The 25194-nt window shown below is 53.0% G+C and carries 25 protein-coding genes and 1 other RNA gene; 12 read left to right on the top strand and 14 right to left on the bottom strand.

All coding sequences use genetic code 11. The features are described from left to right. The first annotated feature begins 159 nt into the window (after positions 1 to 159). Positions 160 to 567: a DUF805 domain-containing protein gene (locus EBB_RS06700; RefSeq protein WP_192393004.1), complete on the top strand. Its 408-nt coding sequence runs from the start codon at positions 160 to 162 to the stop codon at positions 565 to 567. Between the two features lie 242 nt (positions 568 to 809). On the opposite strand, the gene EBB_RS06695 is transcribed toward EBB_RS06700, so the two are convergent. Beyond that, complete coding sequence (locus EBB_RS06695; RefSeq protein ID WP_192393003.1) at positions 810 to 1079, bottom strand: hypothetical protein; 270 nt, start codon at positions 1077 to 1079, stop codon at positions 810 to 812. A 564-nt stretch (positions 1080 to 1643) separates the two neighbouring features. Between EBB_RS06695 and EBB_RS06690 the strand changes: the two genes are divergently transcribed. Then, the gene (locus EBB_RS06690; protein ID WP_192393002.1) at positions 1644 to 2426 is read left to right on the top strand and encodes a symmetrical bis(5'-nucleosyl)-tetraphosphatase; all 783 of its coding nucleotides are present in this window, start codon (positions 1644 to 1646) and stop codon (positions 2424 to 2426) included. 50 nt (positions 2427 to 2476) lie between these two features. Here EBB_RS06690 and EBB_RS06685 read toward each other — a convergent pair whose 3' ends face one another. Beyond that, entirely contained in the window at positions 2477 to 3202 is a 726-nt protein-coding gene (locus EBB_RS06685) for a pentapeptide repeat-containing protein (protein WP_192393001.1), read from the bottom strand. A 190-nt stretch (positions 3203 to 3392) separates the two neighbouring features. On the opposite strand from EBB_RS06685, the gene EBB_RS06680 reads away from it, so the two are divergent. Both EBB_RS06680 and EBB_RS06675 read left to right on the top strand, forming a co-directional pair. After that, a complete protein-coding gene (locus EBB_RS06680) occupies positions 3393 to 3662 on the top strand; it encodes a hypothetical protein (RefSeq protein ID WP_192393000.1) in 270 nt (89 codons plus the stop codon). A 119-nt stretch (positions 3663 to 3781) separates the two neighbouring features. After that, complete coding sequence (locus tag EBB_RS06675; protein WP_192392999.1) at positions 3782 to 5812, top strand: methyl-accepting chemotaxis protein; 2031 nt, start codon at positions 3782 to 3784, stop codon at positions 5810 to 5812. Between the two features lie 52 nt (positions 5813 to 5864). Here EBB_RS06675 and EBB_RS06670 read toward each other — a convergent pair whose 3' ends face one another. The 4 genes from EBB_RS06670 to orn all read right to left on the bottom strand — a co-directional run bounded on the left by EBB_RS06670 (position 5865) and on the right by orn (position 8978). Further along, positions 5865 to 6254, bottom strand: coding sequence for a group I truncated hemoglobin (locus tag EBB_RS06670; RefSeq protein ID WP_171697483.1), 390 nt, complete (start codon positions 6252 to 6254; stop codon positions 5865 to 5867). A 157-nt stretch (positions 6255 to 6411) separates the two neighbouring features. Further along, positions 6412 to 7683, bottom strand: a complete 1272-nt coding sequence (gene serS, locus EBB_RS06665; protein ID WP_192392998.1) for a serine--tRNA ligase — start codon at positions 7681 to 7683, stop codon at positions 6412 to 6414. 42 nt (positions 7684 to 7725) lie between these two features. Then, on the bottom strand, positions 7726 to 8433 hold the full coding sequence (gene crcB / locus EBB_RS06660) for a fluoride efflux transporter CrcB (protein WP_192392997.1): 708 nt from the start codon (positions 8431 to 8433) through the stop codon (positions 7726 to 7728). Further along, entirely contained in the window at positions 8433 to 8978 is a 546-nt protein-coding gene (gene orn, locus EBB_RS06655) for an oligoribonuclease (protein WP_192392996.1), read from the bottom strand. The genes crcB and orn overlap by 1 nt, the downstream gene beginning before the upstream one ends. Before the next feature lie 89 nt (positions 8979 to 9067). Here orn and EBB_RS06650 point away from each other — a divergent pair, with 89 nt between their 5' ends. From EBB_RS06650 to EBB_RS06620, 7 genes are all read left to right on the top strand, one after another. Further along, positions 9068 to 10318 (top strand): M48 family metallopeptidase, encoded by a 1251-nt coding sequence (locus tag EBB_RS06650; RefSeq protein WP_192392995.1) that lies wholly within the window; start codon positions 9068 to 9070, stop codon positions 10316 to 10318. Then, positions 10318 to 11229 carry a ribosome small subunit-dependent GTPase A gene (rsgA, locus tag EBB_RS06645; protein ID WP_192392994.1) on the top strand — a complete coding sequence of 304 codons (912 nt, stop codon included), beginning with the start codon at positions 10318 to 10320 and terminating at the stop codon, positions 11227 to 11229. Before EBB_RS06650 ends, rsgA begins: the two co-directional genes overlap by 1 nt. A 122-nt stretch (positions 11230 to 11351) precedes the next feature. Beyond that, the gene (locus EBB_RS06640) at positions 11352 to 13379 is read left to right on the top strand and encodes an alpha-ketoacid dehydrogenase subunit alpha/beta (RefSeq protein WP_192392993.1); all 2028 of its coding nucleotides are present in this window, start codon (positions 11352 to 11354) and stop codon (positions 13377 to 13379) included. Between the two features lie 9 nt (positions 13380 to 13388). Next, positions 13389 to 14492: a 2-oxo acid dehydrogenase subunit E2 gene (locus tag EBB_RS06635; RefSeq protein WP_192392992.1), complete on the top strand. Its 1104-nt coding sequence runs from the start codon at positions 13389 to 13391 to the stop codon at positions 14490 to 14492. 30 nt (positions 14493 to 14522) lie between these two features. Further along, the gene (locus EBB_RS06630; protein ID WP_192392991.1) at positions 14523 to 14789 is read left to right on the top strand and encodes an acyl carrier protein; all 267 of its coding nucleotides are present in this window, start codon (positions 14523 to 14525) and stop codon (positions 14787 to 14789) included. Between the two features lie 52 nt (positions 14790 to 14841). Continuing rightward, positions 14842 to 15699 carry a hypothetical protein gene (locus tag EBB_RS06625; protein WP_192392990.1) on the top strand — a complete coding sequence of 286 codons (858 nt, stop codon included), beginning with the start codon at positions 14842 to 14844 and terminating at the stop codon, positions 15697 to 15699. Continuing rightward, positions 15696 to 16688, top strand: coding sequence for a polysaccharide deacetylase family protein (locus EBB_RS06620; protein WP_192392989.1), 993 nt, complete (start codon positions 15696 to 15698; stop codon positions 16686 to 16688). The genes EBB_RS06625 and EBB_RS06620 overlap by 4 nt, the downstream gene beginning before the upstream one ends. Positions 16689 to 16765: 77 nt before the next feature. Here the strand turns inward: EBB_RS06620 and EBB_RS06615 are convergent, their stop codons facing one another. From EBB_RS06615 to rluC, 8 genes are all read right to left on the bottom strand, one after another. Continuing rightward, entirely contained in the window at positions 16766 to 17104 is a 339-nt protein-coding gene (locus tag EBB_RS06615; RefSeq protein WP_192392988.1) for an HIT domain-containing protein, read from the bottom strand. 8 nt (positions 17105 to 17112) lie between these two features. Beyond that, positions 17113 to 17709 carry a recombination mediator RecR gene (gene recR / locus EBB_RS06610; RefSeq protein ID WP_192392987.1) on the bottom strand — a complete coding sequence of 199 codons (597 nt, stop codon included), beginning with the start codon at positions 17707 to 17709 and terminating at the stop codon, positions 17113 to 17115. Positions 17710 to 17711: 2 nt separating this feature from the next. Further along, on the bottom strand, positions 17712 to 18035 hold the full coding sequence (locus tag EBB_RS06605; protein WP_026147014.1) for a YbaB/EbfC family nucleoid-associated protein: 324 nt from the start codon (positions 18033 to 18035) through the stop codon (positions 17712 to 17714). Between the two features lie 16 nt (positions 18036 to 18051). Further along, positions 18052 to 19650, bottom strand: coding sequence for a DNA polymerase III subunit gamma/tau (gene dnaX, locus EBB_RS06600; RefSeq protein WP_192392986.1), 1599 nt, complete (start codon positions 19648 to 19650; stop codon positions 18052 to 18054). A 33-nt stretch (positions 19651 to 19683) separates the two neighbouring features. Continuing rightward, an RNA gene (gene ffs, locus EBB_RS06595) (signal recognition particle sRNA small type) lies at positions 19684 to 19780 on the bottom strand. Between the two features lie 117 nt (positions 19781 to 19897). Beyond that, on the bottom strand, positions 19898 to 20881 hold the full coding sequence (gene sppA, locus EBB_RS06590) for a signal peptide peptidase SppA (protein ID WP_192392985.1): 984 nt from the start codon (positions 20879 to 20881) through the stop codon (positions 19898 to 19900). Positions 20882 to 20888: 7 nt separating this feature from the next. Beyond that, the gene (locus tag EBB_RS06585; protein WP_192392984.1) at positions 20889 to 21536 is read right to left on the bottom strand and encodes an HAD-IIIA family hydrolase; all 648 of its coding nucleotides are present in this window, start codon (positions 21534 to 21536) and stop codon (positions 20889 to 20891) included. Next, positions 21520 to 22479, bottom strand: a complete 960-nt coding sequence (gene rluC, locus EBB_RS06580; protein ID WP_192392983.1) for a 23S rRNA pseudouridine(955/2504/2580) synthase RluC — start codon at positions 22477 to 22479, stop codon at positions 21520 to 21522. The genes EBB_RS06585 and rluC overlap by 17 nt, the downstream gene beginning before the upstream one ends. 418 nt (positions 22480 to 22897) lie before the next feature. Here rluC and EBB_RS06575 point away from each other — a divergent pair, with 418 nt between their 5' ends. Beyond that, positions 22898 to 25132, top strand: a complete 2235-nt coding sequence (locus tag EBB_RS06575; protein ID WP_192392982.1) for an Rne/Rng family ribonuclease — start codon at positions 22898 to 22900, stop codon at positions 25130 to 25132. Positions 25133 to 25194 lie beyond the last annotated feature (62 nt).

Below are 25194 nucleotides of genomic sequence, written 5' to 3'. Positions count from 1 at the left end.
TGGTCAGAGCAGTAACCGATAAAGCCACTAAAACAATCCCTGAATACTTATGAAGATCGTGCCGGGATTATCAAAAAACACGCAAAAATTGGCAATCGTCAGCCGCTGAGCTACCCTAGTCGATCCGGTTAACGGTAAATTTAGGGAATATATAGAACCATGCTGCGTTACGACCGCTCTCGATATATAGCTTTAGGGCTGCCTGCTTTGCTCAATGCTTTGGCACTACCCTTGTATGCGCATCAGATAACGACCAGCGGATCGTCCGACGAATATGCCGTGCCTTTCTACCTGATTATCGCCTTGGCATGCGGCTTATTCGGTGTATCCGCCATGATAAAACGCTGCCGCGACATCGGCTCTTCGGCCTGGGGAATATTGCTGGGATTTTTGTTTGCGCCGCCGTTAATGCTGTTAGTCGCTTTGGTATTAATATTCGCCCCCAGCAATCCGGCCGCCGACCAACTGGAAGCCCCAGCGTTGCGCCCTACATTCGACATCTGGTTTACCGGCTTTCTGCTGCTGGCAATCCCCTGGATGCCGGTGCTATTAGTACGAGCTTTGTAAGCTCGTACTCCAATTAGCTGGTTTAAACCTTTTCAAGATTTTCAACCATGCTCGTAGACTCCCCTAAAGCCTTGGTTCCCGAGAAGGCAAGAATCTTTTAACCCGGCCCTTAACAATCGTCGCTCCCGCGCAGACGGGAAGCCAATGGTAATATTGAATTCCCGCTTTCGCGAGCATCATAGCGAAGTGACTATTCGGGCGATACTGGCGGAACGCCCGGAAGCGCCCGCCAAAAGTCGAGCTCATTTGGTATTTCTGGGATAGCTATAAATAGCTTGACCATGGGCCTTATCGACATAAATCATCTCTTTTTCAGCTACCACTGCCGGTGCAAGCGGATGTGGATAACCGTGTATGCCCCGGTTGAACGATGGATCGTCGTACACTACTTCGGCAATCAAACTACTTAAAAAATTGCCGGACATGGTGCGATCACCATGTGCTTGAACACCCGTCGAAACAAGGGCGGCAGTAAGGACGATAGCCAATTGAATGGTGTTTAAGGTTTTCATGATAGGTCTCCTGGTAATAATGGTTATGAACCCGGCCCTATCTATTTCTGCATTTCGTTCGTTAAGAACGGTATGTCGGCCTGGGTTAATTATTCACTGGAAATCTGATTGAAACTTCAACCTATCCAGCTTGGAGATCATTGTGAACAAACTCCTGGAGCAAAGAAAATTGATTGTTTTTATGGCTTCAATAGATTTTACATATAGTAAATTCCTTGCCGGCTTGTCGAATAAAGCGACAGTCTGAGTATCACCAACAGGGATGATGGGTTTTGTTCATCAGCGCGACAAAGCGTGTCGATTACTTTACATTTCACCGGTAAAACTGCGAATTTGTTGGGGAACGAACCCGTTTTAACAGGTTATGCCCATCGGCATATTGCCAATTTTTCATCTGTTTCCAAGGCATAATCAGTGAGTTAGCCGGATCATCTTCCGCAGAAATCCGGCACCAAGATTGATGGCATCAAAATTGATAGGGTTCAGAAAATATGCCGGCCTTGCACTGCCCTTCCGATCATGGCCGGGCATTTGTTCAGACCTAGCTTTGGAATTTAAATACCTATGACTACCTATGCCATCGGCAGCGTAAACGGCGATTACCGGGCACTGATGCAACTGCTGACCACCATCGGCTTTGACCCATTGGAAGACCGGCTGTGGTTTGCCGGCAATCTTGTCAATCACGGGCCGGAATCTTTGCAAGTACTGCGTTACGTGAAAAGCCTGGGCAAAGCGGCTGTTGTGGTATTGGGCAAACAAGAGCTTCATCTCTTGAGCGTTGCGCTGGGCTATGCGCCATTGGACCCGGACGATACATTGGATGAAATTCTTAACGCCCCGGACCGGGACGAATTATTGAAATGGCTAAGACTGCGTAGCCTGATTCATCAGGATTCCAAGCTTAATTTTACGTTGGTGCATGCCGGGATTCCCAGCGAATGGAGCTTTAGCCAGGCGCTGACTTTTGCGTATGAAGTGGAATCGGTTTTATCGGGAAGCAATTACGCGGCGTTTCTGGAAAATCGCAAGCAAGACCAGTCGCGCTGGCATGCCAAACTGCGCGGCTGGAAACGGCTGAATTTTATTGCCAATGCCTGTACGCAAATGGCCTATTGCAATGAGCAAGGCAGGCTGGATTTCAAGGCAACGGGCCCAGTCGATGCTCAACCGGCCGGTTTAATGCCTTGGTATCGTGTACCCAACCGACTGACATCGCAATTGAACATAGTTTTTGCCGATGACGCGCATTTTGCCGATAGTGATTGCGAGGGCTTCTATCCGCTACCCGCTTTGTCGGCTTTGCGCTTATCGACACCCGGCGCAATGATCGCAACAATATCTTAATGAGCTTTTGTTTGAACTCAGCCTGTCCTACCGGACCGACGAATTTAAGCTCATTTTTTAAAGCCCAGGGCGGTATCGGCCCCTTTCACATTAGTCAAATTTGCATCATCAAACTTGGCACTTCTAAAATCCGCGCCGGAAATAGTCGCACCGTCTAAATTGGCGCCGGACAAGTCGGCCCAGATAAACTGACCGCCGCTCAAATTGGCATTGCGGAGTGATGTATTGCTCATCAACGCATAATTAAAATTAGCGTCGCTCAAATCCGCATTGTTCAGTATGGCATTGTTCATTTCCAGCTTATCGCGCAGTTGCCGCGGGCTCGCCGAATTGGGACCTAAATTGGCCTGTTTTAATTTGGCGCCGGCGAAATTGACATTGTTCAGCGATCCGGTCACGCGACTGCGGCTCAGGTCCGCGCCGGATAAATCGGCATAATCCATCAGTACACCATAGAGGCTGGCAGAGGATAAATTGGCATTCTGCAAATTCACATTACGCATCTGCGCAAGATTGAGATTGACACCCACCAACCTGGCCGCCGTTAGCTTTGCACCGTCAAGATTGCTGGAAAACATGTCGGCTTTATTGAAATCGATTCCGGATAAATCCAAACCCGACAGGTCTTTCTTGATCAAGTTCGGCTGCTGACTGCCGGCCTCGGCTATAATCGCGATAACACCTTCTCGAGTGAGTTCCGCCGAAGCGCATGGCAATAGCCAAAAACCCAAACTAAAAGCTACCAATGTTTGGCAAACGCCGGAATCGTATTGCATCACTACTCCTCAAAGCGGGTTAGACGGCCAAAAATAACCGCCATCTTGCAAGTTTCAGTGCATCATAATCCAATAAATCAGGCTTTAGGCAAATTTTCCCGCCCTATAGAAGCGCTACTTCAGGCCAGCCATGATTAAGTTTCCGGCAAGTCATATACATTTCGCAACATAACCAAGATAGGTGTATACCGTGAATGCGTTCTATCATAAATTATTGATTTTGGCGCTGATACTAGCCCTGCCCGGTTTAGGCTGTTTCAGCTATTACACGCTTGAAGAAGCCGGTCCAAACACTGCGCTGCCGGCGTTGGCGATCACGATAGCGTATCCGACCTTACTGATTTCCCTGACAACCCTCATCATGCTGCGAATTTCGAAAAAGCCGTCCCGTCCAGGCGCTTGGCTGGCGGGAAGCTGTTTAATCATTTCGGTGGCGATCCTGCTAATTGCCCGCCTGTAGAACATAAAACTGGCTAACACGCACGCCACCAATTAAATTTACTAGATACTTTCCAATAAACGTAAAACAGCTATAGTTTCCAACACACGCGCCTCAACAACATCGCCAGGATCTTAACTATGGATTTTGTTATTTCGCCCGCAATCGCCTTGATGGATAGGCTCCGCTATCCCGCAAAATTTGCGCTGCTCTTCAGCATCGTGCTGATCCCCATGCTGTTCATGGCCGGCACCTTGATCAGGCAATTTCAGACGGAAATCGACTCCTTGGAGCAAGAACGCCATGGCCTAAGTTACATCGCCGCCCTCAGGAAACCCATCGAGCACATTCAGCAGCATCGAGGCATGACCAACGCATTTCGCAACGGCGCAACCCAATTTAAGGAACGCATCACTAGTAAACGCGAAGAAATCGATGGCTATTTTGCGGAGCTTGAAAAAACCGACCGCGAACTGCATGAGGCCTTGCAAACCGACGACATGCTCGCCAAGCTCCGCCAACAATGGAACGACATCAAAACACATTCTCAGGATCAAGAGTTAAGTGCGGCGATAAGCGCTCATAACCTGTTGATTGCCGATGGTTTGAAGCTACTAAACCATATTTCGAATACATCCGGCATCATTCTCGACCCCAAGCTGGATAGCTTTCATATGGGCTTCGTACTAACGTCCGATTTGCCCGAATTAATCGAAGTGATGGGGCAAACACGGGCTCTGGCATCCGGCATCGCCGCCAAGGGCAGCCACACGCCGCAATCCTTGACCAAGCTGTTGATCTTAATCGCCAATATAGAAACCTATGCCCGCAAGGTGGATGAAGGCTTGGCCGTGGCGTTTGCGGAAACCCCCGAGGTGTCGCGAAATTTGCACGGCACCCATGAAAACTACCAAACAGCCTTACAAACCATGCTCGGTTTACTACGCCAGCAATTGGTCGAAAGCGAAACCATTTCCGTTGGTAGCGATACAGTATTCGAAACCTCCACCCAAGCCATCACCCAGTCCTACCAACTCTACAGCGGACTGATAGCGGAACTCGACCTGCTTTTTCGCACCCGCAGCGCGGCGGCCGACCGATTTTTACAATTTACGCTGGCCGGACTACTCGGGGTGTTGTTGGTGGTCATTGTGCTATTGTTGGGCTTGACCAAGTCGGTCAGTCGCAACATAACCGCAATTAACCTCGCAACTAAACGCGTTGCCCAAAACGATCTGAGCGCGAGAATACATATCGATGCCAACGATGAAATGCGGGAGATTGCCGAAAACTTCAACGCCATGATAGACACCAGTTCGGCTTTGCTGAAAGAAATTATTCATACCAGTGCCGAATTACATACGTCGGCGCAAAAAGTCTACACAGTTGCCAACCAAAGCGCGATTCATCTCGACCGGCAACGCGAAGAAACCACCTCGGTCGCGACCGCGGTGAACCAGATGAGCGCTACCATCCAGGACGTTGCCTCCACTACCAATACTGCGGCCCAAGCGGCCAGTACCGCTAACGAGCAAACAAAAAACGGTCAGAGCATAGTGGCAAGCGCCACAACATCAATCAGCCAATTGGCTAAAGACATCGAAGGCGCCGCCAATGTGATTCAAAGCCTGGAAAAAAGCAGCGAATCCATAGGCTCTTTGGTGGATGTGATTAAAAGTATCGCCGAACAAACCAACTTATTGGCATTGAATGCCGCCATTGAAGCCGCCCGCGCCGGCGAACACGGGCGCGGTTTTGCGGTAGTGGCGGATGAAGTTCGTAGCCTGGCAAGCCGTACCCAAGAATCGACTGCCGTAATCGAAAATATGATAGGCGAATTACAGGCCGGATCGCGCAAGGCGGTCGCCGTGATGCAGCAAAGCCGTACGCAGGCTCATATAGGTGTGGAGAAATCTCGGGAGGCGATGCAATCCCTGGAAGCGATCAGCCAATCGGTGGAAACCATCGACGCGATGAACCTGCAAATTGCCAGCGCGGCCGAAGAACAAACGGCCGTGACCGAGGAAATCAATCGGAATATCGTCCACATTACCAATTTATCGGAGCACACCAGTAACGGGGCGAATCAGACTACCGCCGAAGCCCGCCAGTTGAATCAGCTGGCGGAAAACTTACAAAAACTAACCACGCAATTCAAACTGAATATCTAGCAAGAGAAGCCGCTACCCGATTTGCACAGGCACCCAGGTAGCGGAACCAATTCTATTTACCCAGCACTTCGCCTCTAACGCTTTCCACCAGTGCCGCGGCTTCCGCGATGAGTTCGGCAGGCACATTCAGCTCTTGCATGGTCGCGCCCAGATGCTCCATGACGGCGTCGAAATGGGAGTCGTTCAAACCCATTTTTACCAAGCGGGCATGGCCGTCGCGCAAGGAACGTCCGGTGTAGTTGTTGGGACCACCGAAAGCCACCGTCATAAAAGTTTTTAAATGCTCGGCTTGTTTCGCCATGTCGGTTCTTTCAAAAAAGCGGTTGATTCGAAAATCCCCCATCACTTTGCCGTAAAACACATCCACTGCGGCATTCACCGCCGCTTCACCGCCGATGCGTTCATACAAAGATGGTCCTTGCACTTCATTTGCTTCACTCATAATACCCCCTCGTTATAGTTTTCAATTTACGAGGCATCTGTTAAATCGGCAAACTATTGATTTTTGACTGATTTAGCGGCCTCGGCGGCGATAATACCCGATGATAGTTTCGCATCCAAACTATTTCACTGCCGCCAAAGACCTGACTGATTGTAAGTTATTGAATCTTTTCGATACCGCCCAAATAAGGCCGCAAAGCTTCCGGTACCGTAATGGAGCCGTCTTCATTTTGATAATTCTCCATCACCGCGATTAAGGTGCGTCCGGCCGCCAAGCCCGAGCCATTTAAGGTGTGTACCAATTCAGGCTTACCCGTTTCCGGATTGCGCCAACGTGCTTGCAGACGGCGCGCCTGGAAATCCTTGAAGTTACTGCATGAAGAAATCTCGCGGTATTTTTGCTGACCGGGCAGCCAGACTTCCAGATCGTAGGTTTTGGAGGATGAAAAACCGGTATCGCCCGCGCACAGCAACACTTTGCGATACGGCAAATTCAACTTTTGCAGAATAGTTTCGGCGTGCGCGGTGAGTTCTTCGTGAGCTTGCGCGGAGGTTTCCGGCGTAACGATTTGCACCAGCTCGACTTTTTCGAATTGATGCTGGCGAATCATGCCGCGCACGTCGCTACCATAGGCGCCGGCTTCGCTGCGGAAACACGGCGAATGACAGACAAATTTCAGCGGCATCTGCTTAGCTTCGACAATCACATCACGGACGATATTGGTGACCGGCACCTCGGCGGTGGGGATCAGGTAAAACGTCGGATCATTCTTGACCGTGAACAGATCGGCCTCGAACTTGGGCAATTGGCCGGTGCCGCGCAAGCTATCGGCATTGGCCAAAAAAGGCACATAGGTTTCCTGATAGCCGTGCTCGTTGATATGCGTATTCAACATCAGTTGAATGATGGCGCGTTGCAGGGTAGCCAGTTTACCGGCCAGCACCACGAAACGGGCGCTGGCGATTTTCGCGCCCAACTCGAAATTCATCCCTAACGGCTCACCCAGATCGACATGGTCTTTTGGGGTAAACGTAAACTGGCGAGGCTCACCCCAACGACTGACTTCCTGATTATCTGCATCGCTTTTACCCGCCGGCACCGTTGCGTCGAGAATATTGGGGATGCCTTCCAATAACACGCTCAATTGGTTTTGAATGTCGTTCAGTTCGGCTTCCGCAGCTTTTAACTGATCGCCCAAATCGGCCACCTGATCCAGCAATGGCTGCACATCTTCGCCCTTGGCCTTGGCTTGGCCAATGGCTTTGGAGCGAGTATTGCGTTCGTTTTGCAGCTCCTGAGTTTTGACTTGAACGCCTTTGCGCCGGTCTTCCAGGGCTTGATAAGCAACGGCATCGAATTGAAAGCCGCGTCTTTGCAGTTGTTGCACAACCTGTTCCAAGTCACTTCTAAATAAACGGGGGTCTAGCATGGTGATGAATATCCTGAATTGAAAAAAGAGATAAAACGGCGGCTATACCTGCTTGCCCAACCATAAGCCCAACCATAGTGCGGCGGCGCAAAACATGATGTTGCTTAGAAAAACGGTCAGCATTGCCCCCATGTGCGATTCGAAGGAATGACCACTTTCCAGTAGGTAGAGAATCAAATATAAGCCGGACAGAGTGACGAACAGGCCGATCAAAACGGTCACCAAAATCGCCCGGTACTCTATCGAAATAGCGAGCTTGTGCATCAAAACGGTGGCGACGATACCAATCAAAAACGCACCGATACTATTGACCAGCGCCAATGCATAGGGAAACGGCCAGTCGAATAGTCGGAATGTGCCCTGCGAATAGAAAAATAGCCCCTTGCCCAAGGCCAGACCGGCCCATACCGCCAATAGACAGCCAAATACACTGGCGACAATATTCAAGCCAGCCTTGCCGATTTGGCCTTGTTCGAGCAAATAATAGGTTTCCAGGGAAAAGCTGGAAAAGGTGGTAAAACCGCCCATCACGCCGACCAAAATCGCGGTGCGGTATTCCAACGCAATCGTCAGACGTTGCAGAATCAGCGCTTCGGTCATCAGCCCGATCAAAAATGAGCCTAGCAAATTGACAGTCAAAGTGCCGTAAGGGAAGCCCCGGCCCAGCCACAGATACACGCCGCTGGAGGCCAGATAGCGCAACATGGAGCCAATGGCGCCGCCCAGAGCGACCGCGAACAATTGCAACATCAGAATTTAAAGAACGTTTCCCGATAGTAACGCAGTTCTTCGATGGACTCGATGATGTCGTCCAGCGCTTTGTGCGAGGCTTGCTTGTTAAAGCCTTCCTTTAACTGCGGCGCCCAGCGTGCCGCCAGTTCCTTAACGGTGGATACGTCCAGGTTGCGGTAATGGAAATACGCTTCCAATTTGGGCATGTAGCGATAGAGAAAGCGCCGATCCTGACAAATACTGTTGCCACATATCGGCGAAGTGTTGGCAGGCACCCATTGCTGCAAAAACGCGATGGTGTGCGCTTCCGCTTCGGCGGCATCGATTTTTGAATCCTTGACCCGCTGAATCAAACCGGATTGACCATGGTGCTTTTGATTCCAATCGTCCATCGCCGCCAGCGCCGCATCGGACTGATGCACCGCCATCACCGGCCCTTCGGCGAGGATATGCAGGTTTTTATCGGTGACTACCGTGGCGATTTCGATGATCAGATCGTTATCCGGGTCTAAGCCTGTCATTTCCAAATCGATCCAGATAAGATTGTCGGCATCTTGAGCCATTTTCATTCCATAGTATTAATAATGTTGCGGCAAATTGTAGCATTAGCTAATCTGTACCGCTAATTGTTAACCCCAACCACATAGGCTTGATGAACACGTTTACTGGCATTTTTTTAGCGGCTTTAGTCCTTTCCTACGGCATCCAATTCTGGCTGGCGATACGGCAGAAATCCTATGTTTTGCAGCATCGCGAGCAGGTGCCTGCAGCCTTTAAAGATCGGGTCTCGCTCAGCGCCCACCAAAAGGCTGCCGATTACACCGTAGAAAAAAGCAAACTGGGCGACATCGATAGCGTGGTCGGCATGGTGTTCTTGCTGGCACTGACCTTAGGTGGCGGTATCAGCCTAGTATTTGATTTCTGGTCCACCTTCGATTTATCGCCGTTGTCGGCCAGCTTGTTGTCAATGGCCAGCATCTTTCTGTTAATGACCGTGATCGAAATCCCGTTCAGTTTGTACCAAACCTTTGTTATCGAAGAAAAATACGGCTTCAATAAAAGCAAACTGCCGCAGTTCGTGAAAGACCAATTAATGTCCATGGGCCTGACGCTAGCCATAGGCTTGCCGATTCTGGCGCTGATTCTGTGGGTCATGGACGGCATCGGCGGCCTGTGGTGGCTGTATGCCTGGGCCATCATCATGAGTTTCTCGCTGTTGATGAGTTGGCTGTTTCCGACCCTGATCGCCCCGCTATTTAACAAATTCGAGCCGATGCAGGAAGGCTCTTTGAAACAACGCATTCAAGGTTTGCTGGAACGTTGCGGCTTTAACAGCCAAGGCATTTTCATCATGGACGGTTCGCGCCGTTCCGGCCATGGCAACGCCTATTTCACCGGCCTGGGCAATAACAAGCGCATCGTGTTTTTCGATACGCTGGTTAATTCGCTGGACGAGGAAGAACTGGAAGCGGTGCTGGCACACGAGCTGGGCCATTTCAAATGCAAGCACACCATTAAAATGCTGGTGGCTTCATCGGCAATGACCTTGATAAGCTTTGCAGTATTAGGCTGGCTGATCACCCAGGACTGGTTTTTCGACGGTTTGGGGGTCACTACCCATTCCAACGCGGCAGCGCTATTATTGTTTATGCTGGTGTCGCCAGTGTTCACCACCTTTATGCAGCCAATCAGCGCCTATTTCCAACGTAAATTCGAGTTCGAAGCCGACGACTTTGCTACCCGCAATGCCCAAGGCAGCAAAATGATCAGTGGCTTAGTCAAACTTTACGAAGAAAATGCCAGCACGCTGACGCCCGATCCTTTGTACTCCGCATTTCATTACAGCCATCCGCCGGCCGCCATCCGCATAGCGCATATCGAAGAAAAGATGCAGTCCGCCTGATGGCAGACTTGCACCAAGGCTTGGTCGTCGCCCATCTCGGCAAAGGTATTGCTGTCGAGGTGAGCGACAATGCCGGTGCAGCCGCCGAGCAACTCGTCCTCTGCCAAACGCTGCGCAAACTGGACACTGTGGTGGTCGGTGACCGGGTGATGCTGTCGATGTCTTCACCCGAGCAAGGCCGCATCGAGCAAATACTGCCCAGGCGCTCGGTGTTGCAACGCCCCAGCCGCGGCAACGACACCCGGCCGGTAGCGGCCAATCTGGATACCATTTTCGTGGTCTTCGCCGCCGAACCGGAATGCGATTTTCTGCTGCTGGATCAATATCTGGCGATTTGCGAAAACTGCAATATCGACGCGGCGCTGGTACTGAATAAAGTCGATCTGCCACTCTCCGCCATAGTTGAAGAAGGCTTAGCCTACTATCAAAGTTTGGGCTACAGCTTACATAGAGTTAGCGCCAAACACGCGCTTGGTATTTCGGGTTTGCAACAGGTTTTGGCACAGCAGACCAGCATGTTCGCCGGCCAATCCGGGGTTGGAAAATCGTCTTTGACGAATGCGCTATTGCCGGACCGGAATCTCAGAACCAATACAGTCTCGGAAATCACCCGCCACGGCCGACATACCACCACGGCCGCAACGCTTTACCATTTACCGGGCGGCGGTGATTTAATCGACAGCCCCGGTGTAGCGATATTTGGCTTGGCCGGCTTGTCGGAAGGGCAACTGGCTTGGGGTTATAGAGAGTTTCAGCCGCACATAGGCAAATGCCGCTTCAACGACTGCCGGCATGTCAACGATAAGGATTGCGCGGTGCGGTTGGCGGTAGACGCAGGCCAAATTGCCGAAGAGCGCTACCAGCGCTTCTTAAAACTCAGAGAAAAGATGCCGCCGGGCAATCGCAACTAGCCCCGTCAAACAGATGAATTCGCACCCCAGATCCGTTCAATCGGTTCTTGCACGGCTCTGCCGGTTCGCGTAAATTATATTCTTATGACTAAAGCACTAGCCAAGACCTCCGGAACCAATACATGGATACACACAAAGTAGCTCGCCTTCCGGAAGATAAAACTTGGGAAGTGCCGGGCTTCACGCGCGACCAGCATGGTAAGCCGCAAATCGGGCTTGAGCCGGAAAGTCTCTATGCTTATGGTCACCTGATACGCCTGACTGAAGAACTGGTTCTAGATCAATTTTCCCGCGGTCTGGTCTCGGGCACCACTCACACCTGTATTGGCCAGGAACTCACCGCATTATCGGTGGTGCGCGCCTTGGATCATCCCGATGACGCCGTCCTCTCCAACCATCGTAATCACGGCCATTTTCTGTCGTACTCCGGGGACTTCGTTGGGCTGGTTGGCGAGATTATGGGCCGCGAGGCCGGCGCTTGCGGCGGCTGGGGCGGCAGTCAACATCTGGTCCATCGCAATTTTCACAGTAACGGTGTGCAGGGCGGCATGTTGGGCATAGGCGCCGGCCTGGCCTTGGCGCGCAAGCTGCATGGCAGCGCCGGAATCGTGGCCGCCATCATAGGAGACGGTACGCTCGGCCAAGGCTTGGTTTACGAAGCCATGAATCTGGCGTCGGTCTGGAACGCACCCTTGCTGGTCGTGGTCGAGAACAACGGCATTTCTCAAACTACCGTCAGTCGCGACAATCTGGGCGGCGACATCGAAGCCCGTGGCGCGGCATTTGGACTACCCACCTGGCGCCTTGCCGACAATGATCCGGAATTTTGCCGTAAAGTAGCCGAAGTAGTCAGCGAGGTACGCGCGAGTCGCGGCCCCGGCTTCCTGGTGATTGACACTCGGCGGATGGGCCCGCACAGTAAGGGTGATGACCTCCGTGATCCGAACGAACTTGACGAGATTCGCGCCCGCGATCCATTGGCCGCCTTGGCCAGGCAGTTGCCTGCCGATACGCTGGCCAATATCGAAGCCCGCAATCGCCAATTCGTGGAAGCAGTACGCCAGGCCGCCAACGCATCCCCGGAAGCCACGCTCGCCGAAACCCCGACCCACATCTTCACCGCGGCGCATGAACACCCAGTGCCCAGCTATCCATCTGTCGCAGTCGGCAATAACGTTCGCCAAGCGTTGAACACTGCCTTGCAATTCCTGCTCAAGTCCGAGCAAAGCACGCTGTTAATCGGCGAGGACCTGCACGATCCATACGGTGGCGCTTTCAAAGTGACGCAAGGCCTGTCCAGCGAGTTTCCCGGCCGCGTGATTTCCACGCCGATCAGCGAGGCCGGCATCACCGGTTCGGCTATAGGTTTGTCGCTCGATGGCTACCTGCCGGTCGTGGAAATCATGTTCGCCGATTTCCTATCGCTATGCCTGGATCAACTGCTCAACCACGCAGTGAAGTTCCCCGGCATGTTTGCGGATACCTCGGTGCCCATCGTCATCCGCACTCCGTGCGGCGGCCGGCGCGGCTACGGCCCCACGCATAGCCAAAGCCCGGAGCACCTGTTTACCTCAGTGCCGGGCCTGACCGTGGTTTACGGCAGCCATAGACATAACGTCGCCGAACTCCTGATCGACGCCGTACTGCGCTGGCACTACCCGGTACTGTTTCTGGAACACAAACTACTGTACGGCGAAAAAATGGACCCGGCGGATTATGTCGCGCTGCCGGCCACGGATGATGTGGCGACCCACTTGTTTCCTACTCTACGCCGGGGTGCGAATGAACCTGATGTAACGTTAGTAAGCTACGGCGGCATGCTGACGATGACCGAAGCCGTGGCAGGCAGACTGGAAAGCGAAGAAGAGCTGGAAGTTGAAATCGTCTCGCCGTCATTGCTGTCGCCGCTGCCGCGCGAATCGTTGATCAAGCATCTGGCCACCCGAGAGTGCGTGGTGGTGATCGAAGAATCTCACCACGACTTCGGCGTCAGCGCCGAAATCGCCGCCGCTTTACTCGAATCCGGATTCAAGGGCCAGTTTCTGCGCATCGGCACACCGCCCGTGCCCATCGCCTCCGCCCGCAGCCTGGAGCGCAGCATTATTCCCGACGAACAATCGATTATCGACCAAATTCTCGACCTTTTTTAAAGGACAGCCATGCCCACTTTCCAAACCGTCCCCTGCGTGAACATCAACGACGAGTTCGTGGACGTCGTCAGCATCGACGTCAAGCAAGGCGAGTTCGTCAATAGCGGCGACGTGGTCGCCACCGTCGAAACCGACAAATCCATGATAGACGTAGTAGCCGAACAAGACGGCTACGTGCTGAGAGTCGACTGCGAACCGGGGCAAAAAATCCGCGTCGGCGCCGTGATGTTCTGGCTGGGTGAGACGCGCGACGAAGCAATCCCGGAAGAAACCAAGGATACTTCATCATCAGCAAGCGCTGTCCGCCAACCGACGGCAAAAGCCCGAGCCATGCTCAAGGAACTGGACATCGACCCAACCCGCGTCCCCGTCAGCGGCGAGCGCTTGTCGGTAGCTGACATCGAGACATGGCTGAGCAAGGGCGGTAAGCCCGGTAAAGCCGCCGCAACGACTCAAACGGCAAACCGCCGGGAAGATACGCCAGCGGTTGCCGGCGACTTGCAGGATTTATCGCCAGAAGCGGCGGGCATGCTGCATACAGTGGCTTGGCATCGGGATTATGCGGCCTCGGCCTATCTGGAGGTCGAATACGACCCCAAGCCCTGGGAGGAAAGGGCCGCCGCCTATGCGGCGGAACATAAGCTGATGCTCTCGCCCTTGCTGCCTTTGATGGCCTTCCGTCTGGCCGAACTGGGTCGTGAACGCCCGTTGATTAATTCCACGATAGTCAACGGCCAGCGTTTCCAATATACGCCGGTGAATATCGGTTTTACCGTGCAGGCCGGCTCTATGCTTTATCTGACCGTAGTCCGCGACACGCAAGACATGAACGCAGCACAGTTCATCAGCGCCCTCGGCGAGGTACAACGCCACGCCATGGCTCACAAGTTACCACCGCAGGAAGCCACCGGCGCCACCCTATCGTTTTCGAGCATGGCACGCTGGAATGTCAGCCGCCACACCCCTATTCTACCGCCGCAGACAGCGCTGATTATTGCTCACGCCGCCCCAAAGAATTCCGATAAGGCAGTATTGGGCGCCACTTATGATCACCGCGTTCTCACGGGTTTCGACGTCGCACAGGTGTTGCTGGCGTTATCCCGCCCGGCATAACCACACACATAAACCAGAGGCCACCGATAGATGAACCTGAATTCCGACGAGATCAAAGCCGCGATACGCAACAAAGTCATAGAGCTAGCCAAAGCGCTGGACATGGACGCCTCGGGCGTTACTGACGACGACATTCTGCCTGCCACCGGCCTGCTCGATTCCGGCGCCATTCTGGAACTGGTGGTCTGGTTTGAGGCCAGCTACGACTTTCGGATCAAACAGGAAGACATGAACATCGACAATCTCGGCTCGATTAATGCGATGACCAACTTTCTGCTATCCAGCAAACAAGCGTAAGCCAAACAATCTACCGCAGCCTATTTGACGCAACCGCGCTGAAGGAATAATCATGGCTATGCCGACGCTGGAACCGATTCAAGACGGCGACCTGCTCGCTTTCTGCCAATTTCTCACGGAACACCTGAGCGCCGAGCGCAGTGCCGAACAATGGGCGCAAGCTTTCCAGCAGAATTGGGGCGTAACCAAGCCCAACAATGGGTTTCTGATCCGCGATGAAGGCAAAATTATCGGCGGCATCGGCGCGATCTACGCCGAGCGCATTATTCGCGGCCAAGCTGAACAGTTCTGCAATATCACCAGCTGGTGTGTGCTGGAGGCCTTCCGCTCGCAGAGCATGCGACTGGCGATGGCGGTGGTCTCGCAACCCGGCTTTCATTTCACCGATCTGACGCCGACCGAAGTAGTATCGAAGACACTGCAATTCCTGAAGTTCAAACCCATGAACGAGCGCCACGCAATCTGGCCTAATCTTCCCTGGCCATTTGCCCGACTCGGTGGTATCGGCGTAATTACTGATCACGACGCTATCGAACAAGCGCTTGCGCCCGCCGATGCCAAGGTATTTCATGACCACCGCCACCTGCCCTGGCTTAGACACTTGGCGGTTGGAAGACACGACGCATACTGTCTCGTGACCTGGACGCCGAACCGATTGAAAGGCGTACCCGGCGCGCTAATACTGGGTTTCAGCGATCCCGAGCTATTTCTGCGTTACCGCCATAGCATCGGCTCACACCTGTTACAGAAAGGTTGTTTATACACCCGAGTCGAGTCGCGCCTGCTACCCAGGCTGCCACTGATCTGTCACGAACTGGCCGGCTACCGCAACAAAGTATTTCGTAGCGACACCCTAAGCGAATCCGACATCAGCAATTTTTATTCCGAGATAGTAGGACTAAGCCAGTGAGCGAACGCAAACTGATTCGCGTAGACAGCGAAACCCGCCCCATCCTCACGGTAGTTATCCATACCGAAGAAGAGTTCGACTGGAACAAGCCGCACGAAAGAGAGGCGACCGGCGTCAAACACATGCACCACATCGACCGGGCGCAGAATGTTTTCGATAGCTTTGGTATTGTGCCGAACTACGTGGTCGACTATCCGATTGCCTCACAAGAAGATGCCTTCGGTCCGCTGAAAGCCTACGCCGATTCGGGCCGAGCGCTGATCGGAGCGCATCTGCATCCCTGGGTGTCGCCACCGCACGATGAAGCACTCAATGCACGCAACTCCTATCCCGGCAACCTGCCGCGCGCGTTGGAGCATGAAAAACTCAGGATACTCACCGAGCAAATCAAGACCTCGTTCGGTACTTCGCCGTTAACTTATCTGGCGGGCCGCTACGGCTTCGGCCCCAACACCGGCGAGATTCTCGAAGAACTGGGCTACGAGGTCGACATCAGCGTGGCCGCGTCTATCGATTACAGTGCCGACGGCGGCCCGGATTACTCGGGCTACAGCAGCGACCCATTTTGGTTCGGCAGCCAGCGCCGCCTGCTTAGCTTGCCCGGCTCCGGCGGTTACGTGGGGACATTACGCGCGGGCGGCACGCCGCTTTACCGACGCTTAATGCACCCATGGCTGCGCAAGGCAAAAATATCCGGAGCCGTAGCCAGGCTGCGATTGCTGGAAAGGATTCGACTCTCGCCCGAAGATTACAGCGAGCCGGAAATGCGCCGCTTAACCAAATCCTTGCTGGCCGACGGCGTGCGCATCTTTGTATTCAGTTTTCACTCGCCCTCGGTGATGCCCGGCGGTACGCCTTACGTGAACAGCGATGCGGATCTTGAAAGGTTTCTGGAAAAATGCCGGCGCTACTTCGACTTTTTTATGCGGGAGCTGGGTGGCACGACCATGACCCCGCTGGAGGTCAAGGACTGGCTGGAACGGCATTGATGGCCCAGCACCCAGCAGTTGCCCAAACACAAAAAAGCCGCGAATTTCGCGGCTTTTTTGTGCTTTTTATATCCGTGTTAACCAGGTGGCCAATGCATTTGCCTGCCCGCTAGCAGGTGCAGATGTAGGTGATGTACTGTCTGCCCGCCGTCGTCGTTGCAGTTGAACACCGTTCGATAACCGCTTTCCGCATAAGCCAACTGGCCGGCAATTTTAGCGGCAGTTTGCAACATCAATCCGCCCAGCAAAGCATCGTCCAAATCATTTAAATTAGCGACGTGGTGCTTAGGGATGATTAACACGTGCAAGGGCGCTTGCGGATGTATATCCCTGAACGCCAGCAGTTGCTCATCCTCGTAAACCACATCTGGTTTGATGTCACCAGTGGCCATTTTGCAAAACAGGCAATCGCTCATGTGTCCTCCTAAAATTCGCGGCGACCGTTGAAGGCATGCGCCAAAGTGCCGCTGTCGATAAACTCCAACTCGCCACCCATCGGTACGCCGTGAGCAATGCGGGTGGCGCGGATATTGAATTTGCCGGCGACTTCGCCGATGAAATGCGCGGTGGCCTGGCCTTCCACGGTGGAATTGGTCGCCAGAATGATTTCCTTGATTTGCCCACTCGCCATGCGTTGCTCAAGCAACTCGAAACCAAGCTGATCGGGACCAATGCCATCCAACGGCGACAAGCGGCCGTGCAATACAAAGTATTTGCCCTTGAAGGTGGTGGCTTGATCGATCACCCACACGTCGGCCGGACTTTCGACCACGCAGATCGTTTCCGCATCGCGCAGTGGATTGGCGCAGACCTCGCATAACTCGGCTTCGGTCAAAGTCCGGCATTCGCGGCAATGGCCGATTTCGTTGACGGCTTTTGCGAGCATTTTGCTTAATTGCATGCCGCCGTCACGGTTGCGCTGCAATAGATGAAAAGCCATGCGTTGCGCCGACTTCGGCCCCACGCCGGGCAGGCAGCACAGGCTTTGGATCAACTCTTTCAGCAAACCCTGGTTTTGCATGTTTAGAACGGCATTTGGAATCCGGGCGGGATCGGGATGCCGGCTGTGACATCGGCCATTTTTTCTTTTTTCATTTTACCGACTTTATGCACCGCGTCGTTGATCGCCGCCGCCACCAAGTCTTCCAACATATCCTTGTCGTCGCCGACCAAAGACGGGTCGATACTGACCTTGCGCACTTCACGTTTGCCGGTCATCACTATCGTTACCAAGCCGCCGCCGGACTCGCCTTGCACTTCCATCGCGCCCAATTCTTCCTGGGCTTTTTTTAAGTTGTCCTGCATTTTCTGGGCTTGTTGCATGATGCCCGCTAGCGCATTTTTCATCATCGTCTCTCCAATATTAATTCAGTGGCTCGATACTGCCAGGCATGATTCTGGCGCCGAAGGTATCTTTCAAAGCCTGCACATTTTCATCGTTATTAATGCTATCGACCGCGGCTTGCTGCCGATCTTCGCGGGCTTTTTGAATTTCCAGTGCCGGCGTCATTTGCTGCTCGGCTTGCTTGCTTATGACCAATTTTAAGGGTTTACCGTAATAATTTTGCAATGCTACCCTTAAGTTGTCCTCAGCTTTAGTCCCAACCTGTTGAAAGCTCGGATCAAGCAGCAAACGGCAACTGCTGTCGTCGATGCCATCCAACACGCAGTTATTCGCCAACTCGCGAGTACGGCCGCTGATGTTCAAGGCGGCGATAATCTCGGTCCAATTGCCGGGCTTGGCGGTTTGCGAGACCGATGACGGACGTGGCTCTTCGATATGTTTGGCGCTGCTCTCCACAGCTACAGCCGGCACCGATGTACTGGTAACCGACTTAACAACCGGCGGTTTGACCGGCTCAAGCGCTTGGGCTTCCGGAGTTTGCGGCCGAAAAGTCAGCATCCGTAGCATCACCATTTCAAAACCGCTGCGTGGATCGGGCGCCAGCGGCAAATCGCGTTGGCCAATCAAGCCAATCTGGTAATACAGTTGCACATCTTCCGGCAGTAAAGTCTTAGCCAACATATCCAACAATTGCTTATCAAATTCCTGATCGACGAAATCCGGCATTTGCTGTAACAACGCGACCCGATGCAATACACGCAGCATCTGCTGCAAAATATCGGCGAAATCCGGCGTCAGCTCGGCGACATCGGCGATTTTTGCCAGCAAGGCTCGCGCATCGTTTGCTGCCAAGGCCTGCAACATGTCGTCGATAGGCTGTTGAGCCACGGTGCCCAGCATGCCTATCACCGCTTCCGCCGTGACGCTGCCGCTACCGTATACGATAGCTTGATCCAGCAAGCTTAAGCCATCGCGCAAGCTGCCGTCAGCGGCTCTGCCAAGCATTTTTAGCGCGGCAGGCTCGAAGGCAATTTGCTCCTGGCCCAAGATGAACTGCATCTGCGCGTCGATTTGCTCCGGCAACAGCCGTTTTAGATTGAATTGCAGACAACGCGACAGCACCGTGACCGGAATTTTATGCGGATCGGTGGTAGCCAACAGAAATTTGACGTGCGGCGGCGGCTCTTCCAGGGTCTTAAGCAAGGCGTTAAAGCTATGCCCGGACAGCATATGCACTTCGTCGATTAAATAGACTTTGTAACGGCCTTGATTGGGTGCGTATTGGGCATTGTCGAGCAGATCGCGGGTGTCTTCGACTTTGGTGCGGGAGGCGGCATCGACTTCGATCAAGTCCATGAAACGGCCTTGCTCGAAATCACGGCAAACCTGGCATTCGCCGCAGGGATTGAAATCTATTAGACTTTCGCAGTTGATGGCTTTGGCGAGAATCCGCGCCACCGTGGTTTTGCCAATGCCACGCGTGCCGGTGAACAGATAGGCATGATGCAATCTATCATGTTGCAAGGCGTGCATTAGCGATTGGCTGACATGCTCCTGACCGACAAGCTGCTTGAAGTTGCTGGGACGCCATTTTCTGGCAAGAACCTGATAAGCCATTAGCAACGCGGAAAGGCAAGAGTTGGGCGGCTACTGCGCCAGCCACATCCCGGCACACGAGTCCGCTGCTACCGTTGCTTCCTTCCGGACCTGGCGGGGTTTACAGCGTATCGTTGCGAGAGGACCGACACAGTAACCATAAAACATCAGCAAGACGCTGAAGAGTGGCGCATTATCCATAAAAGCTGATCGATAAGCAACTGTCTTGCCAAAAATTAAGTAAATAACTTGGATAACACGCGCCACACTACTGTATCGCCGGCATAGGCAAACTGCTGGCGATGGCATGACCGAACGAAGCGCCGAACTTGCCGGCCAAGCGGTCAATCAGGCGCTCTTGCGGCGTAAAGTTTACTTTCTCTTCGGTACCGAACTGGTCGCGGGCCACACTATCAACGCTGCCGAAATCATCCGCCAATCCCAGCCTGACGCCTTCCGTACCGGTCCAAATCAGCCCGGAGAACATCTCCGGCGCTTCAGTTTCCTTCAAACGCTTACCGCGCCCTTCCCGAACCGCCGTAATAAATTGCTGATGTACTTGATCCAGCAAAGACTGCATATGCTTGCTTTCTTGCTGATTGACCGGCGAGAACGGATCGAGCATGGCTTTATGCGCGCCGGCGGTCAACAAGCGCCGCTCCACGCCCAGTTTGTCCAACACATTGGTAAAACCAAACCCGTTCATGATGACGCCAATAGAGCCAATGATGCTGGCCTGATTCACGAATATCTTATCGGTAGCCGAGGCGACGTAATAACCGCCGGATGCGCACATATCGCCCACTACCGAATAAATCGGCAATTTTGGATGTTCGACTTTCAGACGTCTGATTTCATCGTAAATGTAGGCCGATTGCACCGGACTGCCGCCGGGTGAGTTGATATTGAGGATGATACCCTTGGCATTTTTATCCTTGGCCGCATCACGCAAGCCCTCAATCACCGTATCCGCACTGGCAGCCTCACCTTCGACAATCTGCCCGAGTACATCAACGATAGCCACATGCTCTGAGCTACCGGAATCGATACCCTCCTTGAATTTCGGGTAAATCGCTATACCCAGCACAACGGCCAAATAAGCAAACGTCAGTAACTTGAAAAATATTCCCCAACGGCGCGCTGCTTTCTGCTCATCAATTGCGGCAAACGCCAACTTCTCCAGCACCGACTTTTCCCAACCGGGACTATTTTCAGCAATATCTTCGGGAAGATCTTGTTTATTCTCCACCATTTGTCTCCTATATGATTCCGATTAAGTCGGTGGGGTAGTTCACACACAACAAGGGATTGTATTTTTGCAAGGTTGCCGCGGAATGCGCCCCGCAAGTGACACCGATTGACGCGACTTGGGCATTTAAGGCCATTTGCAAATCATGTACCGAATCGCCGACCATCAAGGTGCGATGTTTATCCACGCCCAGTTCGGCCATAATTTCATCCAGCATCAGTGGATTAGGCTTGGAAGCCGTTTGGTCTGCGCAGCGCGTAGTACAAAACAAATTCGCCGCACCGGTCGCGTTCATTGCCGCATGCAAACCCGTGCTTTTCTTGCCGGTCGCCACAGCCAGACGATACCCCTGGTCACGAAACTGCTTCAACATATCATGCACACCGGGAAACAAGTCGTCAGGGCCGATTTGTTTGCTAAAAAAGGTTTTCGCGTAATCGACAGCAATCTTTTGCCGGATCTCGGGCTCTTCATTCGGAAACAGTTGCTTCATCGCATTTTCGATGCTCAAGCCGACAATGTCTCTGACCGCCTGCGCTTCCGGCACTTCACATTCACAACTCATCGCCGCTTGTTGGATGCAATGCACGATCCAGTCCACCGAATCCATTAAAGTACCGTCCCAATCAAAAATGATTAAATCAAAGCGGTTTTTCATGATTCAGTAATTCTTGTAAATCCTCGGGTAATGGCGCGGTAAAGTGCAGCAGGGCGCCGCTGACGGGGTGCGCAAACTGCAATTGTTCGGCGTGTAAAAACAAACGCTTGTATCCACGCTTTTTAAAGGCTTTATTCGTATCGTCATCGCCGTAACGATCATCAGCCACAATCGGATGTCCCAGCCAAGCCGCATGCACCCTAATCTGATGGGTACGGCCAGTTTTAGGTGCAGCATGCACCAAGGTGACATCCTGAAACTGTTTTAGCCGCGTAAACAAGGTCTCGGCGGATTTACCGGCCTGACTAACCACCACCATCCGCTCGCCTCCCTGGGCGACATTCTTCAGCAACGGCACCTCGACCAGTTGTTTCTTACGTTGGAACTGCCCAACCAGCAAGGCCAGATACGTCTTCTGAATACCATCGCCGCGAAAAAGTTCATGCAACAGCTTCAATACCGAACGCTTCTTGGCAATCAACAAGCAACCGGAGGTTTCCTTATCCAGCCTATGCACCAGTTCCAAAAACTTCTGTTGTGGCCGAACCTGTCTTAACCCCTCGATCACCCCGGAACTGACGCCGCTACCGCCATGCACTGCAAAGCCGGCCGGCTTGTTCAACACAATAAAGCCGTCGTCTTCAAAGAGAATGTGGTTTTCCAGGCTGAACTTCAAGGTGGGCTGGACGATGATTTCGTCTTTTTTTTCCGCGACTCTGACCGGCGGAATTCGCACAATATCGCCCAACTGCAACTTGTAACTGACGTCGATCCGGCCTTTATTGACCCGAACTTCGCCCTTTCTGACCATGCGATAGATGCGGGTTTTGGGGACGCCTTTGAGATAAGTGATCAAAAAATTATCGAGCCTTTGTTCGCTGTTTGCCTCGGTAATCTCCAGCCATTGGACTTGCGGATTGGTCTGATTTTCTGCGGTATTCATGCGGCAAATAATAACAACATATCCGCCAGCCATGTTTAAAATTGCTGCTGTCAATAAACATTGCTATATTAGGCTAGTTTATCTTTGGATAGACTTTAGCTATAAGTATTTGAAGACCGGGGTTTCAGCGTTGTGTCTTCGCGCTGACCTAAAAGAATTTTTTCGGGTTTTATCGCTCAACCCATGATGAGCGAGCTGCATCCTTAGAATAGAGTTCGGTATAACAGACCTCCCACTTTTCAAGCGCCACCCTCGGCAATGCCGATAACCCGCTGCGACAATTACTACAACCAATTGCAGTTTTCCGTCAGTCTGGCCGCTCACTTAAGTACATATTGGGAAACACGCCGCCTTTATCCGCGACAACCAAACCTGTTTAAGCTCTAAGTAGGATACAAATTACAATAAGGATAATTTAATGAAAAGAATGCTTATCAACGCCACGCAGCCCGAAGAGCTGCGAGTGGCATTGGTAGATGGTCAGAAACTCTATGATTTCGACATCGAAGTTCCGTCAAAAGAACAAAAAAAATCCAACATTTATAAAGGTATCATCACTCGGGTAGAACCCAGCCTAGAAGCCGCCTTCGTTAATTACGGCGCCGAAAAACACGGTTTCCTGCCGTTCAAGGAAATCGCCCCCGAATACCGAACCGGCGATAGCGACGAAGGTAAATCCTCCAAATCCAATATTCGCGAAGGCCAAGAAATCGTCGTTCAGATTGAAAAAGAAGAACGCGGCAACAAAGGCGCGGCGCTAACGACTTACATCAGTTTGGCCGGGACCTACTTGGTGCTGATGCCGAACAACCCCAAGGCCGGCGGCATTTCCCGCCGCATTGAAGGCGACAACCGCAGCGAACTGCGCGAAACCATGGCTGCGCTGGAAATTCCGGACAGCATGGGCTTGATCATCCGCACCGCCGGCTCCGACAAAAACGTCGAAGAACTGCAATGGGACTTGAACTACCTGCTACAACTGTGGGAAGCCATCGACCGCTCCAGTAGCGAACAAACTGCGCCCTTCCTGATTTTCCAGGAAAGCAACGTCATCATCCGCGCCTTACGCGACCACTTGCGCGGCGACATCGACGAAATCCTGATCGACCAGGAAGGCGCCTTCAAGCTGGTGCATAACTTCCTGAAACAAGTGATGCCGCATAATCTGCACAAGGCCAAACTGTATCAGGACAGCGTGCCGCTGTTCAGCCGTTATCAGATCGAAACCCAAATCGAGATGGCCTATCGCCGCGAAGTCTCGCTGCCTTCCGGCGGCTCCATTGTCATCGACCACACCGAGGCTCTGACCTCGGTGGACATCAACTCGGCGCGCGCCACCAAAGGCAGCGACATCGAAGAAACCGCGCTGAATACCAATCTGGAAGCCGCCGACGAAATCGCCCGCCAACTACGTTTGCGTGACTTAGGCGGCTTATTCGTCATCGACTTCATAGACATGATGTCGAACAAAAACCAGCGCGAAGTGGAAAACCGTCTGCGCGATGCGTTGAAAATCGACCGCGCCCGCATCCAGACCGGCCGCATCTCGCGCTTCGGCTTGATGGAAATGTCCAGGCAACGTCTGCGTCCCTCGCTGGGCGATTCCACGCAACTGACCTGCCCGCGCTGCAAAGGCCAAGGCACCATCCGTAACGTCGAATCGGTGACGCTGGCAGTGTTGCGTTTGATCGAAGAAGAAGCAATGAAAAAAGGCACCGAGCGCGTCATTGCCCACTTGCCCATCGATTGCGCCACCTTCCTGCTAAACGAGAAACGCGCGGCGATTCAGGACATCGAAACCAGACTGCAAGTCGGCATTATCGTGCTGCCTAGCAAACACCTGGAAACGCCGTCTTACGATATCGAGCGCATCAAATCCGCAGGCGAAGTCAGCGAAGAAAAAGCCAGCCATTTGCATATCAAAGAAGAAGACATCTCGGTTCCGGAATTTGCGAAGCAGGCTGGCCCTAAAGCCGAAAAGGCCGCTATCAAGGAGTTTTTACCGGACTCCCCTGCGCCCGTACAAAGCAAAAAAACCTCTGCCGGTTTGATTCAACGCTTCTGGCAACGTCTGATCGGGAACAGCAAAACGGCCGAAGGTATTGAAGCCGCTGAAAAAAGCAGCGAAGACAAACCCAGATCCGGCAGAAACAATCGCCGGGACCGTGGTGATCGCGGCGACAGAGGCGAAAGAGGCGAGCGCTCAGCATCAGGCCGTAACAACAACCGCCGTAACAACAACCGTCGTCCGCCTAACAATCCGGGAACCGCCGAAACCACTAGCAACGCACCCGCGGAGCTAAAACCGCAGCCCGTCGTCGCGATTAACCAGGAAACAACTGGTGACGCCGCTACAAGCGCTAACAAAGAGAACGGTGGGCAAGAACGCAGCCGCCGCAGCCGCAGCCGCAGACGCGGCCCGCGCAACGGTGGAGAGAGACGCCCAGAGCAAAACGCCAGTGGCGAAGCGAGCGAGAATACTTCAGCAGGCAATCAAGGCGACGAACGCCCAGCCCCAGCTCCCAGTTATTCCGAAAGCGGTGAAGCCAGCAGCCAGCCGCGCTCTTACGATAGAGAGTTCGCCGAGCGTAGCAACAATCGCCACAACGAAACACCTCAAGAACCTGTCAGCCGTAGCGCTAGCGAAGACTGATAAAAAAGCCGGGCAACAGTTTTAGCAGTTGCCCGGCTTTCTCAAATCGCTGACATCATCAG

This window comes from Methylomonas fluvii (assembly GCF_014850975.1).
In the GTDB taxonomy this organism is placed as follows: Bacteria; Pseudomonadota; Gammaproteobacteria; order Methylococcales; family Methylomonadaceae; genus Methylomonas; species Methylomonas fluvii.
The sequence above is the reverse complement of the archived record's forward strand: the minus strand, read 5'-3'. Positions and strand labels throughout refer to the sequence as shown.

Bases quoted from the DNA above. Each gene is read 5' to 3' on its own strand.
- EBB_RS06700 (WP_192393004.1), top strand. From the start codon at position 160: ATGCTGCGTTACGACCGCTCTCGATATATAGCTTTAGGGCTGCCTGCT.
- EBB_RS06695 (WP_192393003.1), bottom strand. From the start codon at position 1,079: ATGAAAACCTTAAACACCATTCAATTGGCTATCGTCCTTACTGCCGCC.
- EBB_RS06690 (WP_192393002.1), top strand. From the start codon at position 1,644: ATGACTACCTATGCCATCGGCAGCGTAAACGGCGATTACCGGGCACTG.
- EBB_RS06685 (WP_192393001.1), bottom strand. From the start codon at position 3,202: ATGCAATACGATTCCGGCGTTTGCCAAACATTGGTAGCTTTTAGTTTG.
- EBB_RS06675 (WP_192392999.1), top strand. From the start codon at position 3,782: ATGGATTTTGTTATTTCGCCCGCAATCGCCTTGATGGATAGGCTCCGC.
- EBB_RS06670 (WP_171697483.1), bottom strand. From the start codon at position 6,254: ATGAGTGAAGCAAATGAAGTGCAAGGACCATCTTTGTATGAACGCATC.
- serS (WP_192392998.1), bottom strand. From the start codon at position 7,683: ATGCTAGACCCCCGTTTATTTAGAAGTGACTTGGAACAGGTTGTGCAA.
- crcB (WP_192392997.1), bottom strand. From the start codon at position 8,433: ATGTTGCAATTGTTCGCGGTCGCTCTGGGCGGCGCCATTGGCTCCATG.
- orn (WP_192392996.1), bottom strand. From the start codon at position 8,978: ATGGCTCAAGATGCCGACAATCTTATCTGGATCGATTTGGAAATGACA.
- EBB_RS06650 (WP_192392995.1), top strand. From the start codon at position 9,068: ATGAACACGTTTACTGGCATTTTTTTAGCGGCTTTAGTCCTTTCCTAC.
- rsgA (WP_192392994.1), top strand. From the start codon at position 10,318: ATGGCAGACTTGCACCAAGGCTTGGTCGTCGCCCATCTCGGCAAAGGT.
- EBB_RS06640 (WP_192392993.1), top strand. From the start codon at position 11,352: ATGGATACACACAAAGTAGCTCGCCTTCCGGAAGATAAAACTTGGGAA.
- EBB_RS06635 (WP_192392992.1), top strand. From the start codon at position 13,389: ATGCCCACTTTCCAAACCGTCCCCTGCGTGAACATCAACGACGAGTTC.
- EBB_RS06630 (WP_192392991.1), top strand. From the start codon at position 14,523: ATGAACCTGAATTCCGACGAGATCAAAGCCGCGATACGCAACAAAGTC.
- EBB_RS06625 (WP_192392990.1), top strand. From the start codon at position 14,842: ATGGCTATGCCGACGCTGGAACCGATTCAAGACGGCGACCTGCTCGCT.
- EBB_RS06615 (WP_192392988.1), bottom strand. From the start codon at position 17,104: ATGAGCGATTGCCTGTTTTGCAAAATGGCCACTGGTGACATCAAACCA.
- recR (WP_192392987.1), bottom strand. From the start codon at position 17,709: ATGCAAAACCAGGGTTTGCTGAAAGAGTTGATCCAAAGCCTGTGCTGC.
- EBB_RS06605 (WP_026147014.1), bottom strand. From the start codon at position 18,035: ATGAAAAATGCGCTAGCGGGCATCATGCAACAAGCCCAGAAAATGCAG.
- dnaX (WP_192392986.1), bottom strand. From the start codon at position 19,650: ATGGCTTATCAGGTTCTTGCCAGAAAATGGCGTCCCAGCAACTTCAAG.
- sppA (WP_192392985.1), bottom strand. From the start codon at position 20,881: ATGGTGGAGAATAAACAAGATCTTCCCGAAGATATTGCTGAAAATAGT.
- EBB_RS06585 (WP_192392984.1), bottom strand. From the start codon at position 21,536: ATGAAAAACCGCTTTGATTTAATCATTTTTGATTGGGACGGTACTTTA.
- rluC (WP_192392983.1), bottom strand. From the start codon at position 22,479: ATGAATACCGCAGAAAATCAGACCAATCCGCAAGTCCAATGGCTGGAG.
- EBB_RS06575 (WP_192392982.1), top strand. From the start codon at position 22,898: ATGAAAAGAATGCTTATCAACGCCACGCAGCCCGAAGAGCTGCGAGTG.